Source organism: Rasiella rasia, from assembly GCF_011044175.1.
GTDB lineage: Bacteria > Bacteroidota > Bacteroidia > Flavobacteriales > Flavobacteriaceae > Marinirhabdus > Marinirhabdus rasia.
In genome coordinates this window covers 2,470,364-2,484,706 of sequence record NZ_CP049057.1, presented here as the reverse complement: position 1 = coordinate 2,484,706, position 14,343 = coordinate 2,470,364, and the positions used below count along the sequence as shown (strand labels likewise).

Here is a 14,343-nt window from a genome sequence, read left to right as displayed (position 1 = left end):
TCTTTGGAAATGAACTGCTAAAGTACCAAGTCGAGCGCTCCTTGAAAAATCATTTGCTTTATTTTAACTTACTTGAAGTCATTTTTTATTCATTTGAATTTAATCTTGACTCGAACTCTTCTAACTTTTTCTCTAAATAGTTGATTCTATCTTGTTGTTCTTGCACTGCCTTAACAAGGGGAACTACAAACTCTGCATATCTTAATCCGTAATGTGATTCAGGGTTTTTTGGTTTATCTATACCATGAAAATCGTACCCAATTGTTTTTGCTGCTTTTTCTACTTCCTGAGCAATAAAACCACTTTGAATTTCATCTTCTTTTAATTTTTCAGCAGAAGCACGTCTATTTTCCTTTGGGGTTTTGGTAAACGTTGCAAGTTCATTTAAATCTAAATTATAAGTAACAGGCCTTAATTTCATAATGAAGGTTAAGCCAGGCACATTATCTTTTACGTTTTTCTTAAATCGCCCGTCGGAAAGATTAGACCAGGCAGCATAGCCTCCAATACTACTTACTGTAGCATCTCCAATTCTAGCAGTGTTACTTGCATATGTATTGGTATTAAATCCAACAGCTGTAGCATTTGAATAGCTAGCATTAAAATTCATACTATCTTGACCAAGAGAAGTATTATAACTGCCCGTTTGATTTCTCCATCCAGCGTGTTCTCCTAGCACTGTATTTCTAATTCCTGTACTATTACTTAGCATAGCTGCGAGTCCTACCGCGGTATTTTGGTTTCCTGTAGTGTTATTACCTATGGCATTAATTCCTAAAGCAGTATTCTCACTTCCAGTAGTATTAAAGGCAAGTGAACCAGAACCTAGCGCTACGTTAATTCTACCTGTTGTGTTACTATACATACTAATTCTCCCGATACTAATATTAGAATCGCCAGTAGTATTAAAGTATAGTGAGTTTTCTCCTATGCTAATATTGTCGAAACCACTTGTATTGCTGTTCAAAGAGGTAATACCAATAGCGATATTTTTATTTCCAACTGTATTAGCTAGTAAAGTACTTCCAATACCAATATTTCCATTACCCGTGGTGTTAGCTTGAAGCGCACTACCAATTGCAACGTTTTGTCCACCAGTAGTATTATTCGTTAAACTATTATGTCCGAATGCAATATTTCCATCACCTGTGGTATTATTAATTAATGTGAAAGCACCCATTGCGATATTGTAATCTCCAGAAACATTTGCGTTTAATGAATTACTACCAATTGCAATGTTTCTATTTCCATCTATATTATTGAACAAAGCCCTATAGCCCATAGCTATATTATTGGTGCCAATAGTATTAGAGAATAGAGCGTTCATGCCTACTCCTACATTATATGAACCCGTTGTAGTATCGAACAGCGATGATGGCCCCACACCAATGTTACCAGTACCGGTGGTTGCATTAATAAGGGATTCATGACCCAAGGCAGTGTTATTACTTGATCCTGTGCTGTTACCTAATGCAGATTTTCCCAGAGCAACATTTCGAATACCAGTAGTATTGTTTTTAAGAGCACCTTCACCAATACCAACATTGTTGGTTCCCGTAGTGTTGTTTTCTAATGAGCGAAAACCAACGGCAACATTTCGACTACCATTGTTGTTATTTTCTAATGCTTCTCTACCAATGGCTACATTGTCTGAGCCAGTAACACTATTCTCCATAGCACCGTCACCAATTGCAACATTATCGTTGCCTGTAGTATTTAATCGTAAGGCATATTTACCTACACCCACGTTATTGTTATCTGTTTGGTCATCTGCATTACCAGCTTCTACACCCAAGAATACAGATGAACCATTTGTGTCGGACCTTCCATCTAACAAATCATCTATTTTTTCGGCTCCACTGCCCCCACCACCTCCTGCTAACGGTAACCAAATTGTTCCATTAAAATACCAAAAACCTGCCGTAGCGTCGGTTTGATAAATTAGGAGTCCTGAAGCGGGTGAACCTATAGAATTTTTATCTGTTTCGGTCATTCGAGGCACCAGCATTCCTGCTTGGGTACTTACTACATCTAGCGCAGAAGATGGATCTGGTGTGGTTGTATTAATTCCTACTTGGGCGAATGCCAACTGAGATACTAATATTATTACTAATAGTGCTTTTTTCATTTTAAAGAATTTAAAAACACAAGTAGGCCAAAAGGTTGATTTGGGATTAGATTTTGGGCAAAATCAGGTTACTGTACTGTAGGTATTATAGTATCGTATTATCTCAAAATTGTCATCGCGTTTTCAGAAAAACTTAATAATTAATTTGTGCTTCTACCCACTCCCCTTGCACGATATTGTTGGCATTTGGGTTGTAGGTCGCATTGTTAGACGTAATGAGCTGGTTCTGGTCGTTTATCCAATAGTGGTTACTGCCCATATCTACATTGTATGATTGCCCTGTACTGGGAGAGGTAACTGTAATTTCGTCTTTTATATATTTCATAAACTTTTCATGATTGCTTGTTGTCATGGCATCATGCTGTTTGCCAGCTGCTATAATTTGTTGCCCTTGCGCTCGTAATCCTTGCATTCTTGTATTGTGAGCTGCAGTTTGTTGCTGCATCGTTTGTCTGTTTTGGTTGTTAATTGTAGTAATCCAACTCGTGTTCATTTGTGTATTAAGTAGGGCATTCAAATAATTTCTTTTTTCCACTTCAAAATGAGTGCTTTTTGCCTCCATGGCTTCCATATTATAACCCCAAGTATACCCATACTGGTTTTGCGCAACGGTATAATGGATAATTGCGAGTGACATTAATCCGTTATCGTCTTCCCACTCTGTTGCTACAACTTTAAATTGCCTTTGCTCAGGGGTAGCTTTATAGATTTGTTGGTCATAGTTGAAATCTTTCTGAACAAATTGAGGCAGGTCGTATTGTCTTATAAATCTTGCGCCACCTTGTTTTGCAAAGCCCTTTAACTGCTCTAAAACTTGCTCAAAAGATTCTATTGGCTTCACATTCATTCCAATTTCAGCATACATCTGATTTAAACCAGGGTTTTGTGTGTAGACAAACTCGTTACCCATGATGTAAAATACTTTTAAAGCGTTTGGCCCTTCTAAGAAGACATTCTCTTTTATATTATTGCTCAATTCCCAGTTTTTAGGAATTGGCATAAGCGCCATGACCATGTTTCGCTGTTTGTCTGGAATAGGGAAATATTTTACGCTTCTTAACTGTGTCTCTTCTGAAACATTTAAGGTTTCATCTGTACGGGTAAATTGTATTGGAGATGGTTCATTTTGCAGATCTATGCATGACGAAAAAAAGATCAATGCAACCACCGTTGATAAAATTGTAGCTTTCATGTATAATGCGTTTAGTTTTTATAGCTTCTGAAACTCCCCTTCTGGGTCTGTTTTTGGTAGTAATTAGAAGAAAAAATATCCTACAGATAGTTGAAACACCCCATTTTTAAAATTCTGAGCGCTGTTTTCCACTCCGTTAACATTGGCCAATCCTAAGGCATACCGCGCTCCAAAATTGATCCCATTGTCCATCTTGTATCCAAGTCCAATATTTAGCCCGAAATCTATAGACTTAACATCATCTTTGATATCAACTTTTTCTGCTGCCTTTGTACTTGCGCTTTCACCAGAAGTATTAGGATTTGGGTTTGTATCATTAAGTGTTTCTAGCTCAAATTTGGCTGAAAGTAAATACCCAAATTGCGGACCAGCTTCAATACTTAACTCCTCCGTAACATAATATTTTGCCAAAACTGGAATATTTAGATAACTAAAGATTAATGATGTGTCATCTGTCTTTGCTCCTTGACTTGAAAACAACAATTCAGGTTGTATTGAGAGCTTTTCGGTCATAGGTATTTCTACCATTACTCCAAGGTGAAGTGATGTTCTTGCTTTTGTTTCATCTAAATCACCAGTTAAGGAAGAAAAATTAAGGCCTGCTTTGGCTCCTATTTCAATAGTCTCCTCTTGAGCGTTAATTTGAAACATTGAAACAAGTGCAATAACCGCGATACATAGTTTTCTCATAATAGTTTGTTTTTATAGTTTTAGATTTTCTGAAACTTTAAAGACTGTAGCCATAATAAAACCGTAAGAATAATTTTAAGGATTTTATACTATGCTGCTTTAAAGTGGTTCGTATTCTCGTTATATGAATACATCGAAAACACATTAAAATGTCATCAAACTTTGAAAAACAAGTGAAGAGATACGTAGTTTATAAAATAATGGGGAAGACAATTCTGAACTCCATTTAAGACAGAAGTCCTAGGAAGCTTTACAAAATGTTACGAAGACAGCCGATTTCTTCTTCGGAATACAAAGAAAAGCAATAGCAATAATGCTAGTATCGAAACAATCCAAATCCAAAGTGCATCTTCAGGCGCTAGATGAATAGGCGATGTATCTCCAATTAAAATAAGTCCCGCCCAATATTGAGGGGCTCGGGTTCTGCCTTCTGCGGTAGCCAAATATGCTAGTTTTGCTTGTTTAAGCGCAACATCTTTATCCATCCCAGATCTCAGGTTTTCATAAAAATAATCTACAATAGTTGCGCTAGATTTTTCATCTATTTCCCATAGACTTGTTAAAATACTTTTACTTCCCGCATAGGTAAATGCATGTGAAAGTGAAATCATTCCCTCACCAGACTGATAGGTTGGCTTCCCAGTTTCGCATGCTGTTAACACCGTTAAATCTGCGTCAAGGTCGTGATTGTATATTTCATAGGTGTATAACGAATTGTTATTTATTAAGCTATCATGTTCAATGTCTTTAGCAAAAATAAGACGTGAAAGTGAAGGTCTAATGTTGTTAGATTCTGCATGAGTGCCAATATGAATAATTTTGTGGTGCCCAGCATTTGCTACAAATGTATTTTTTTGAGCAGCTTGATTTAAGTAGCTCTTCCCTTTAAATTTTTCTGAATACTTATTAATTAAATCTATGGTAAAGGGTTGCGCCAAAAGTGTTAAATAGCTTTTATCCAGCACAATGGAGTCGCTAATTGCATGTGTGTAGTCACTTTTCATGGCATTAGAAAACTCTGGCGCAAAGGCTACAAACTTTTTCTTAAAATTAGTGGTAGTCTTTTCATCCTTAACCAAGAGCATACTAAAGTGATACGAAAACACATATGTATTTAGCAAGCTTTTCTCAACAGCCTCTTTATAGGTAGATACCCGTTCTGTTGTTAAACTTTCAAAACTTACGTTGTATAAAGAGCCATCTGGAATTACAAGTACCTTTTCAGTAGAAATTTTAGGGGCAATTGGTTGCCACAACTGCTTATATAATTGGTGCAGAAGTGCAGTTGTTTCCTTTTCGCTAAGCTCAGCAGCCAGAAGTTTTATAATATTTGAATCTTTTTCAGAAAAGGGTAAAGAAACCCATGTTTTTTGCTCTTTAGAAATGACGAAGGCATATAATTTTTCAGCAACAAAGACATATCTAACTACGGTGGTATTTGCAGGAATATTTTGTTGTACTTGCGCTAATGATTTGGCGATTGTGGCATATCTCATTTGGTAATACTTCGGAAAATTGACGCGAAGAGAATCTAGGAATACTTCAAAGGTATCGGAAGCCGATATATATTTTTTGATTGAAGCATCTACCGTATCCTTTTCTACTAAGGATTTAGACATTTTTTCTTTCAGCAACTGTTCTCGTGCTAATACTTCTGCTGAAACATTAGAGAATGAAATATCTTGCTGTACATTTAATCGGGAGCGAATTCTGTTATAAAGACTAGATTCATGCAGGCTAACTACTTTATCTAAATAGCTCTCATCTCCTGTTAAATCGAATAATTGAATTTGTACCTCTTTAGAAAATTCTACTAAATACTTATAGTCTTTAAGCAACAATGTTATCGCCTCATCGCTGTAGCTTATTGTTTTTCTTCGCTCCAAAATTACAGTAGCATTATTCAATTTTTCAAGTGTGCTTCTTAAAAAGGGCACATCTCTTTTGCTTTGAAGCTTAAATGCCGCTTTTGCTTCTAAGAGAATAAGGCCCGGCTTTCTAAAATCTACTTGTATAGAATCTATACTTGTTTTACTTTCCTGAATGCGCTGATTTAAAAATGTAATACCATCGAGTGCCCATTGCTGAGCTTCTTCATAATCTTCTAAATTGTAATAAACTGTGGCTACATTTTCGATTTCTTTTACTAGTATAAGACTGGTAGATTCGTTATTTTTTACATAATTATACCCTTTAAACGCAGTGGTAATCGCTGGACTTATCTCTCCCTTCTCTGATAAAAACAATGCCTTGTCACGTAAAAATCCTAAAAACTCTGCATCGTATTCATCTTTCAAAGAATTCTGAAAAAGCGGTTCAGCTTCTTTGAAATATTTTTCGGCTAACACAAGATCGTTATTGCCTTTGTATGCTAGAGCCAAGGCGTATCGCCCTGCGGCTTTCCAATAATTACTGTGTCCAGTAGATTTATCTGAAAGTTGTTTTGCCTCCAGCAGGAATACCAATGCTTCATCATAATTTAAAAGACTTATTTGGTTTTGTCCCATTTGTATCAAAATGTTAATTAGAAATGGGTCTGTTGGTTCTAGGAATTTCTTACGATCTGCATAGGTATATTCTAAAACCTCTGTCGCGCGTCTTACATTCCCTATTTCATTGTAAATCACCGCCAAATTGGAAAGCGCATTAGAGTTATACCGCATCACTTTGGTACGCATACTTTCGTCACTGATGTTTTTAAGTATGATATGATAATTTTTAACTACTTGTTCTAGTGTTTTGAGTGCTTCAGAAGTATTTCCTTGTGTATATTGAACTAGCATTACATTCGAATTGATTACCGTTGCGTCCAACAAGTTTTCATACATATCTCCTTCTGCATTTTCTATTGCTTTCGACGCCTTTTTAAAATATAGCTCTGCACTATCTAATTTAGAGCTCAAGTAATGCATAACAGCATTGGCATTATACATTTTAGAGAGATTAACTTTAGAAGTTTCTGAATACCCTTCATAGTATCTTTTTGTTTCTCTAAAACGTTGTTTTGCCTCGTCGTTATAACCCAAGGTTTGTGCTACAGAACCTACATTGTAGTGAGCTTTTCCTATTTCTTCTGGAGTTGCATCTTTGTATTTGGTTATAGATGTTAATGCTTTTACTGAAACATCGTAAGATTTCTGGTTTTCACCTAGATCGTCGTATAATAATGAAAGATTAGCATAACCTCTGGATAGCGACTTATGGTTCTTAACATGGTGCTCAAGTTCTGTGATAAACTGTTCGGCTACGATTATCCCATTCTTAGAAGTAGTTTTTAAGGCAGCTATTTTACCCACATAATACGGGTACTTACATAAAGAATCTAATTCATTATTACCTTCATAATAGGCAATCTGCTTTTGTAAAACCGAATCTGCTTTGGCAACATTCTCTACATTTAAGAAAACATCTATTATTTTTTCATCCTGAGTCTCTTGAGCAAAAATTTCAGCTGAATTAAAGAAAAAACAACAGACAAATAGTAGTCTTCCTAATAAGTGTTGTTGTTTCATAAGCTAGGTCTTACTTTGTAATTTCTTCTAAGATGAGTTTACTTTTAGGCAGTGATGACTTACCAAAGCTTTTTTTAGCAGCCTCAATATCGTTTGCTTGTAATTGTGCTAATCCTAAATAAAAGTTGGTTTCAGCATAAAAAACATTCTGAGAATTGTCTGAAACTTTTTTAAGATACATCATTGCTGCTGCTTCATTTTTGTTCGCCAATTGTGCCACTCCTATAAAATAGTTTAGGGTATCGTTATTGGGTTTAATAGCTTGCAACGATGTCCATTTTTGAATGGCCATACTGTAATTTTCTCTTTTATAATCTACCATGGCATCATAAAAATCGTAATTACTTGATGTACTCATCACAGTAGGTAACCCAGGGTCTGGAGTAAAATACTTTGCAAAAAGTTTCTCGTTTGTAGGTTCAGAAGAATATACCCAAAGCACTCCCATGGCAATCACGAAGACGGCGGCAACAGCATACCAAACAGAGCGGTTACTTCTTGTCGATTGTTCAAGCCTTTTCAGAGCATTATCTTCTGCTGGCAATTCTGCGTGAAAATCGTTTAATTTTTGTTTCAACAATGCACGTTCCACCCCTTCTTCCAGCTCTTTTAGTTCTTCCAAAGCAAATTGTAAGGATGGGGTTGTTTTCAATTCTTTTTCAAAAGAAATTCGTTCCTCCTTAGGCATAAAATCTCCCAAATAGCGGTCTATACGGTTGAAATTTTCTTCAGATATGTTTTTATTTAAATTCATAAGTTACTTTGGAGCGCCTACTAAAGCTTTAAGCTTATTGATACATCTATATTTTTTATTACGTGCAGAAGCCTCTCCTATATTATAGCCTGCAGCAATTTCTCTTAAGCTTTTCTTCTGATAATAAAATTGCTTTAGTAATTCGCGACATTCTTCTCCGAGTTTTTCGAAATTTTGTTCAATGGTATGTAGCCTTTGTTCTTTTTCTGTATGTTCTTCAATCATCTCATCATTTTCCAAAAACATGCTGTTTTCAATAGATTTCGTCTTTTTATATTGCGCAGATCGCACATGGTCTAACCATTTATTCTTAGCAATGGTGTACAAATAGCCTTGCAAAGCAGATTTAGAGTTAGGTTTAAATTTATCTAATCTCACGTTCTGCCACGTTGCCATAATGGCTTCTTGAAAAATATCTTTTGCTTGGGCTGAAGTACCATTGTTTTTTAGAATAAATGCTTCTGTTTTCCTGAAATTACCAACATATAAGTCCCGCAGCACCTGCTCATCATTGTTTTTTAATGCATCAACCAGTTGTTGTTGCTCCAACATATGTTTTATTTCCCCCATCTATTGTGTAGCTAGCGGAAAGTTACATTATTTTATTCTAAAACAACAAACGGCTTTGGTTTTCAGCTCCTTTAGTATACCATCGAAATAATTTTACAATTGTCATCACAAAAACTAGCTTTAAGATGTAAGTCCCTCTTCAAAAGGTTTCGTATCTTTTCAGACACAAAACAACCCAATGAATAAAATTGCTGCCTTTCTTCTTTTTAGCATGGTTCTCATTAGTTGTACTACGCCTCCAGCTATAACTTCGGCAAAAAAAGATACCTCGCTCACATCTTACGTAAATACCTTTATAGGTACAGGTGGGCATGGGCACACCTACCCTGGCGCTACTACTCCTTTTGGTATGGTACAATTAAGTCCAGATACGCGTCTAGATGGTTGGGACGGTTGCAGCGGGTATCATTACAGCGACGATTATATTTATGGTTTTTCCCACACTCATTTAAGTGGTACTGGTGTAAGTGATTATGGCGATATTTTGCTCATGCCTACCAATAAAATAAACTTCAACAATGGGGCAGATGGTGAACCTGGCTATGGATCTACTTTTTCTCACGATCGCGAAGATGCTAGCCCTGGTTATTATAAAGTACATTTAGATGACACAAATATTGAAGTTGAACTTACTGTAACCGAAAGAACTGGCATGCACAAATATCAATTCCCTTCGGCGCAAGAACAGGTAGTGATGTTAGACCTAATTCACCGTGACAAAGTTTTAGACGCTACCATTGAAATTGTTTCAAACACAGAAATTCAGGGTTATAGACACTCAGAGGCATGGGCCGTAGATCAACGTCTCTTTTTTAGCATAAAAACCTCTCATCCTTTTGAAGATATGCTTCAGTCGCCTCCGACGTATGGAGAACCTGGCGCGCAACGTGCCGCCCTTCAGTTTATAAATCCTAACAACGAACCCATTTATATTTCCGTAGGAATTTCGGCAGTAGATATAGAAGGTGCGAAAAATAATAGGGAAACAGAGCTTGCTGATAAAACGTTTAATCAAATCAAGACGGAGGCAAACGAAATATGGGAAAAACAGCTCGAAAAAATAATTGTAGAAAGTAGCAATTACGACTATAAAGTTAATTTCTACACCTCACTCTATCACACCATGATAGCCCCAAATAGCTATCAAGATATAGATGGTCGCTATCGTGGTATGGACTTAAAAATTCATGAAACCAACGATTTTAAATATTACACCGTATTTTCTCTATGGGACACCTATCGAGCCGCGCACCCTCTTTACACGATTATTGAACAAGACCGAACTACAGATTTTGTAAAGACTATGCTTGCCAAATATAAAGAAGGAGGTATTATCCCCATTTGGGATCTTAGTGCAAATTACACAGGTTGTATGATTGGGTACCACGGTATTCCGGTAATTGCAGATGCTTACCTAAAAGGAATTGATGGTTTTAATGCCGAAACGGCACTTAAAGCAATGAAACATAGTGCCATGCAAAACCACCTCGGGCTACAGTCGTATAAAGAATATGGTTTTATCCCTGTAGAAGAAGAAAGCGAAAGTGTATCAAAAACGCTAGAATATGCTTACGACGATTGGACCATTGCTCAAATGGCAAAAAAAATGGGCAAAACAGAAGATTACCAAACGTATACTAAGCGGGCACAGCATTACAAGAACCTTTTTAACCCTGAAACCAATTTTTTTCAAGGACGATTTAACAATACCTGGTTTGGTCCGTTCGACCCGTTTGAAGTAAATTTTAACTACACAGAGGCAAACGCATGGCAATATAGCCTCTATGCACCTCAAGATATTTCAGGAATGATCGATTTAATGGGGGGTAAGCAAAAATTTAAAACGCACCTTGACAATTTATTTTCGGCAAAAACCGAAACTTCTGGTAGAAATCAAGCAGACATAACAGGGCTTATTGGGCAATACGCCCATGGCAACGAACCAAGTCACCATATAGCATACCTTTATAATTTTGTAAATAACCCACAACGAACTCAAGAACTAACACATCAAATTTTAACTACACTGTATACCAATTCTCCAGAAGGAATTTCAGGAAATGAAGATTGCGGACAAATGAGCGCTTGGTACATTTTTAGTTCTTTAGGCTTTTATCCGGTTACTCCAGGAAGTAGTACCTATATAATTGGAGCACCTTTATTTGAAAAATCGACAATTAATTTAGAAAATGATAAGCAATTTACAATTGTAGCTAATGGCATTTCTGAAACCGCTATTTATATTAATTCGGCTACGCTAAATAACCAACCATTAAATCGCTCTTATATCACCCATGACGAAATTATTGCAGGAGGTACGCTGGTTTTCGAAATGAGCTCCACACCTTCTACTTGGGGAACAAAAGATTCTGAAGTCCCAAGTACTAAAATTTCCGAATCATTAATTGTGCCTGTGCCTTTTATTAAAAAAGGAGCTATAGCGTTTAAAACAGAAACAGAAATTACTTTGAGTACCATTGGCGAGAATAATGAAGTGTTTTATAGTTTAGGTAATACCGATTTTAAAAAGTACGAAAAGCCCTTTAAAATTAAAAATAAGGCCTCTTTAAAAACTTTTGCGAAAAATACCAGTGGTGTTTTTAGCGATACCCTACTCACAAATTTCTATAAAATAGATCCCGATATAAGTATTCGGCTAGAAACCAATTATGCCAACCAGTATAATGCCGGTGGAGACAATGCATTAATAGATGGGATGCGAGGAAGCAAAGATTTTAGAACAGGAATGTGGCAAGGTTATCAAGATACAGATGTAGTTGCAATTATAGATTTAGGAAAGGTGAAGCCTATACAAGATATTAAGGTGAGTTTTCTGCAAGATCAACGTAGTTGGATTTTCTATCCTACGGAAATTTCCTGCTTTGTGTCTGATACTCCTAAAAATTTCTATAAGAACCTGCCAAAGCAAACCATTAACGCGGCTAAACCTTCTGAAGATTCGGAAGTCAAAACCGTCACCTTTAACATGAATAATTATAGTGCGCGCTATATTAAAATCGTTGCTAAGAACTTAGGAGATTTGCCCAAATGGCACCTAGGGCATCCATTTAACGGGAAGGCATGGATTTTTGTAGACGAGATTGAAATTGACTAACATGAAACGAAGAAAATTTATAAGAAATACTGCTGCCGGAGCTGTGGGAGCTACTTTTGCCATAAGCGCATTGTCATGTACAGATAAAACTAAAAACCCTTCCGAAGAAAAAACACCTATGACAAAAAGTTCCCCTAAATTACCTCTAGCAATTTGTACTTGGAAATTCACCAATGCCAACCAAGTCGCAGGAGAAGCCTTAGAAGCAGGGAAACTAGCTCTAGATGCCGTAATAGAAGGTGTTTCTGTTGAAGAACAAAATCTAAAAAACACTACCGTAGGTAAAGGAGGCGCTCCAGATAGAGAAGGAAATGTAACACTAGACGCCTGTGTAATGGCAACAAATGGTGATTGTGGCGCAGTAATGGCAGTTTCTAGTACTAGTCATGTAGCAGCCCTTGCTAGAAAGGTGATGGAAGAAACTCCTCATGTAATATTGGTAGGTGAAGGAGCCGAAGAATTTGCCACTCTAAAAGGTTTTGAATCTGAAAATTTGCTTACCGCCGAATCTGAAAAGGCATGGCAAGAGTGGCTTAAAAGTCCTGAATATAAACCACTAATCAATATCGAAAATCATGACACCATTGGAATGCTTACAATGGATAAAAATGGTGACCTAGCTGGTGCATGCACAACCAGCGGACTCTCCTACAAGATGAAAGGGCGTGTGGGCGATAGTCCTATTATTGGGAGTGGTTTATTTCTCGATAATGAAGTTGGTGGTGCGGTTGCCACAGGAATGGGCGAGGAAGTAGTAAAAACTGTAGGTAGCTTTTTAATTGTAGAACTTATGCGAAACGGAATGAGTCCACAAGAAGCTTGCGAAGAGGCGATTAGGCGTATTGTCTCAAAAAACAACAAGTATAAAGATTTTCAAATTGCGTATATCGCCATGAATAAAGCCGGTGAAACTGGTGCATACTGTATTCACGAAGGCTTTTCAATGATGAAATACCAAGACAAAAAGAATATTGAAGTCCCTGTAAATTTCTACCACAAACCATCTTAGCTTTTATATGACCAGCAAGAAAAAATATACCTCCGCTTTTATAATAGTCACCCTCTTGTTCTTTTTGTGGGGTTTTATTACGGTATTGGTAGATAGTTTAATTCCGCGTTTAAAAGATGTATTTGAACTTTCAAATTTTCAAGCAGTTTTAGTACAGTTTGCTTTTTTTGGAGCTTACTTTTTTTTCTCAGTACCCGCAGGTTGGTTGTTGTCGAAAATAGGTTATAAAAAGGGAATTATTCTAGGCTTAGCCGTTATGGCTATTGGTTGTGTATTATTTTCTCCTGCTGCTAGTGAGCGTATCTTTTTTGTGTTTATCGTGGGTTATTTTACACTTGCTGCAGGAATTACCATTCTTCAAGTAGCCGCTAATCCCTATGTTGCGGTTTTAGGAAGTGAAAGTGGAGCGTCGAGCAGACTTAATTTAGCGCAGGCATTTAATTCTGTTGGAACTACAATTGCCCCAATAATAGGAGCATCATTTTTATTGAGTGATACTATAATGTCTTCTGAAGCTCTAGCTGCTCTTTCTGAAACTGCTCAAAAAGAATACTATGTTGCCGAAGCAGCCGCAGTTTCATCTCCGTTCTTACTGTTAGCAGCCTGTATTGGAATTTTAGCGCTGGTTTTTCTGTTTATAAAACTTCCAAAAATTTTAGAAAAGAGTCCCAAAGGAGGATATTTAAAATTATTGCGCAAAAAGATTGCGCTTATGGGAGTTTTAGGAATATTTCTCTATGTTGGTGCAGAAGTAGCTATTGGAAGTTTTCTTGTACTCTATTTTCAAGATATGAATTTGGCACCTGTAATTTTAGAAAATAGCTTTACAACTAGTATTGCAACCAATATGCTTGGTGATATTGGCGCGGTAGATGCAAAAGCAATTGTTGGCGCGTTCGTATTTCTTTATTGGGGTGGTGCTATGATAGGTAGATTTGTTGGTGCCGTACTAACTAGACTAATTAAACCGGGAAAGGTGCTTGCAATTTTTGCTGGACTAGCAATTTTTATGATTGTTGTTTCCATGAGTTCATCAGGCTTAACAGCAATGTGGTCTATTTTAGCTGTTGGTCTTTTTAATTCTATTATGTTTCCTACAATTTTTACACTTACACTTGAAGGCCTAGGCGATTTAAAACCACAAGCATCTGGTTTGCTTTGTACTGCAATTTTTGGTGGTGCAATAGTCCCTCCTATTTATGGTTATCTTGCTGATACCATCGGTTTTAAATTTGCTTTCCTTTTTATAATCGCCTGTTACTTATATATTCTGTATTTTGGATATAAAAAGCAGAGAATAAACTTGTTACAGACTACGTAGAAATACGTATTTTCTTGTAATTCAGAATTTTCCTACTTTTTACACCGTGTTT

At 36.7% G+C, this 14,343-nt stretch carries 9 protein-coding genes; 3 read left to right on the top strand and 6 right to left on the bottom strand.

Annotated elements, in window-relative coordinates:
* Window positions 1-85 precede the first annotated feature (85 nt).
* From G5B37_RS11175 to G5B37_RS11150, 6 genes are all read right to left on the bottom strand, one after another.
* Complete coding sequence (locus tag G5B37_RS11175) at window positions 86-2,128, bottom strand: tail fiber domain-containing protein (RefSeq protein WP_164680114.1); 2,043 nt, start codon at window positions 2,126-2,128, stop codon at window positions 86-88.
* A 133-nt stretch (window positions 2,129-2,261) separates the two neighbouring features.
* Window positions 2,262-3,320, bottom strand: a complete 1,059-nt coding sequence (locus G5B37_RS11170; protein ID WP_164680113.1) for a hypothetical protein — start codon at window positions 3,318-3,320, stop codon at window positions 2,262-2,264.
* A gap of 63 nt (window positions 3,321-3,383) precedes the next feature.
* The gene (locus tag G5B37_RS11165) at window positions 3,384-4,010 is read right to left on the bottom strand and encodes a porin family protein (protein WP_164680112.1); all 627 of its coding nucleotides are present in this window, start codon (window positions 4,008-4,010) and stop codon (window positions 3,384-3,386) included.
* A 260-nt stretch (window positions 4,011-4,270) separates the two neighbouring features.
* Complete coding sequence (locus tag G5B37_RS11160) at window positions 4,271-7,522, bottom strand: CHAT domain-containing protein (protein ID WP_164680111.1); 3,252 nt, start codon at window positions 7,520-7,522, stop codon at window positions 4,271-4,273.
* Between the two features lie 10 nt (window positions 7,523-7,532).
* Window positions 7,533-8,276, bottom strand: coding sequence for a tetratricopeptide repeat protein (locus G5B37_RS11155; RefSeq protein ID WP_164680110.1), 744 nt, complete (start codon window positions 8,274-8,276; stop codon window positions 7,533-7,535).
* 3 nt (window positions 8,277-8,279) lie between these two features.
* Window positions 8,280-8,828, bottom strand: coding sequence for an RNA polymerase sigma factor (locus G5B37_RS11150; protein WP_164680109.1), 549 nt, complete (start codon window positions 8,826-8,828; stop codon window positions 8,280-8,282).
* 196 nt (window positions 8,829-9,024) lie between these two features.
* Between G5B37_RS11150 and G5B37_RS11145 the strand changes: the two genes are divergently transcribed.
* The 3 genes from G5B37_RS11145 to G5B37_RS11135 are packed head-to-tail and all read left to right on the top strand — an operon-like array spanning window position 9,025 to window position 14,291.
* Entirely contained in the window at window positions 9,025-11,961 is a 2,937-nt protein-coding gene (locus tag G5B37_RS11145; protein WP_164680108.1) for a GH92 family glycosyl hydrolase, read from the top strand.
* A gap of 1 nt (window position 11,962) precedes the next feature.
* A complete protein-coding gene (locus G5B37_RS11140; protein ID WP_164680107.1) occupies window positions 11,963-12,970 on the top strand; it encodes an isoaspartyl peptidase/L-asparaginase family protein in 1,008 nt (335 codons plus the stop codon).
* A gap of 7 nt (window positions 12,971-12,977) precedes the next feature.
* Window positions 12,978-14,291 carry a sugar MFS transporter gene (locus tag G5B37_RS11135; RefSeq protein ID WP_164680106.1) on the top strand — a complete coding sequence of 438 codons (1,314 nt, stop codon included), beginning with the start codon at window positions 12,978-12,980 and terminating at the stop codon, window positions 14,289-14,291.
* Window positions 14,292-14,343: the final 52 nt, after the last annotated feature.

Bases quoted from the DNA above. Each gene is read 5' to 3' on its own strand.
- G5B37_RS11175 (WP_164680114.1), bottom strand. From the start codon at position 2,128: ATGAAAAAAGCACTATTAGTAATAATATTAGTATCTCAGTTGGCATTC.
- G5B37_RS11170 (WP_164680113.1), bottom strand. From the start codon at position 3,320: ATGAAAGCTACAATTTTATCAACGGTGGTTGCATTGATCTTTTTTTCG.
- G5B37_RS11165 (WP_164680112.1), bottom strand. From the start codon at position 4,010: ATGAGAAAACTATGTATCGCGGTTATTGCACTTGTTTCAATGTTTCAA.
- G5B37_RS11160 (WP_164680111.1), bottom strand. From the start codon at position 7,522: ATGAAACAACAACACTTATTAGGAAGACTACTATTTGTCTGTTGTTTT.
- G5B37_RS11155 (WP_164680110.1), bottom strand. From the start codon at position 8,276: ATGAATTTAAATAAAAACATATCTGAAGAAAATTTCAACCGTATAGAC.
- G5B37_RS11150 (WP_164680109.1), bottom strand. From the start codon at position 8,828: ATGTTGGAGCAACAACAACTGGTTGATGCATTAAAAAACAATGATGAG.
- G5B37_RS11145 (WP_164680108.1), top strand. From the start codon at position 9,025: ATGAATAAAATTGCTGCCTTTCTTCTTTTTAGCATGGTTCTCATTAGT.
- G5B37_RS11140 (WP_164680107.1), top strand. From the start codon at position 11,963: ATGAAACGAAGAAAATTTATAAGAAATACTGCTGCCGGAGCTGTGGGA.
- G5B37_RS11135 (WP_164680106.1), top strand. From the start codon at position 12,978: ATGACCAGCAAGAAAAAATATACCTCCGCTTTTATAATAGTCACCCTC.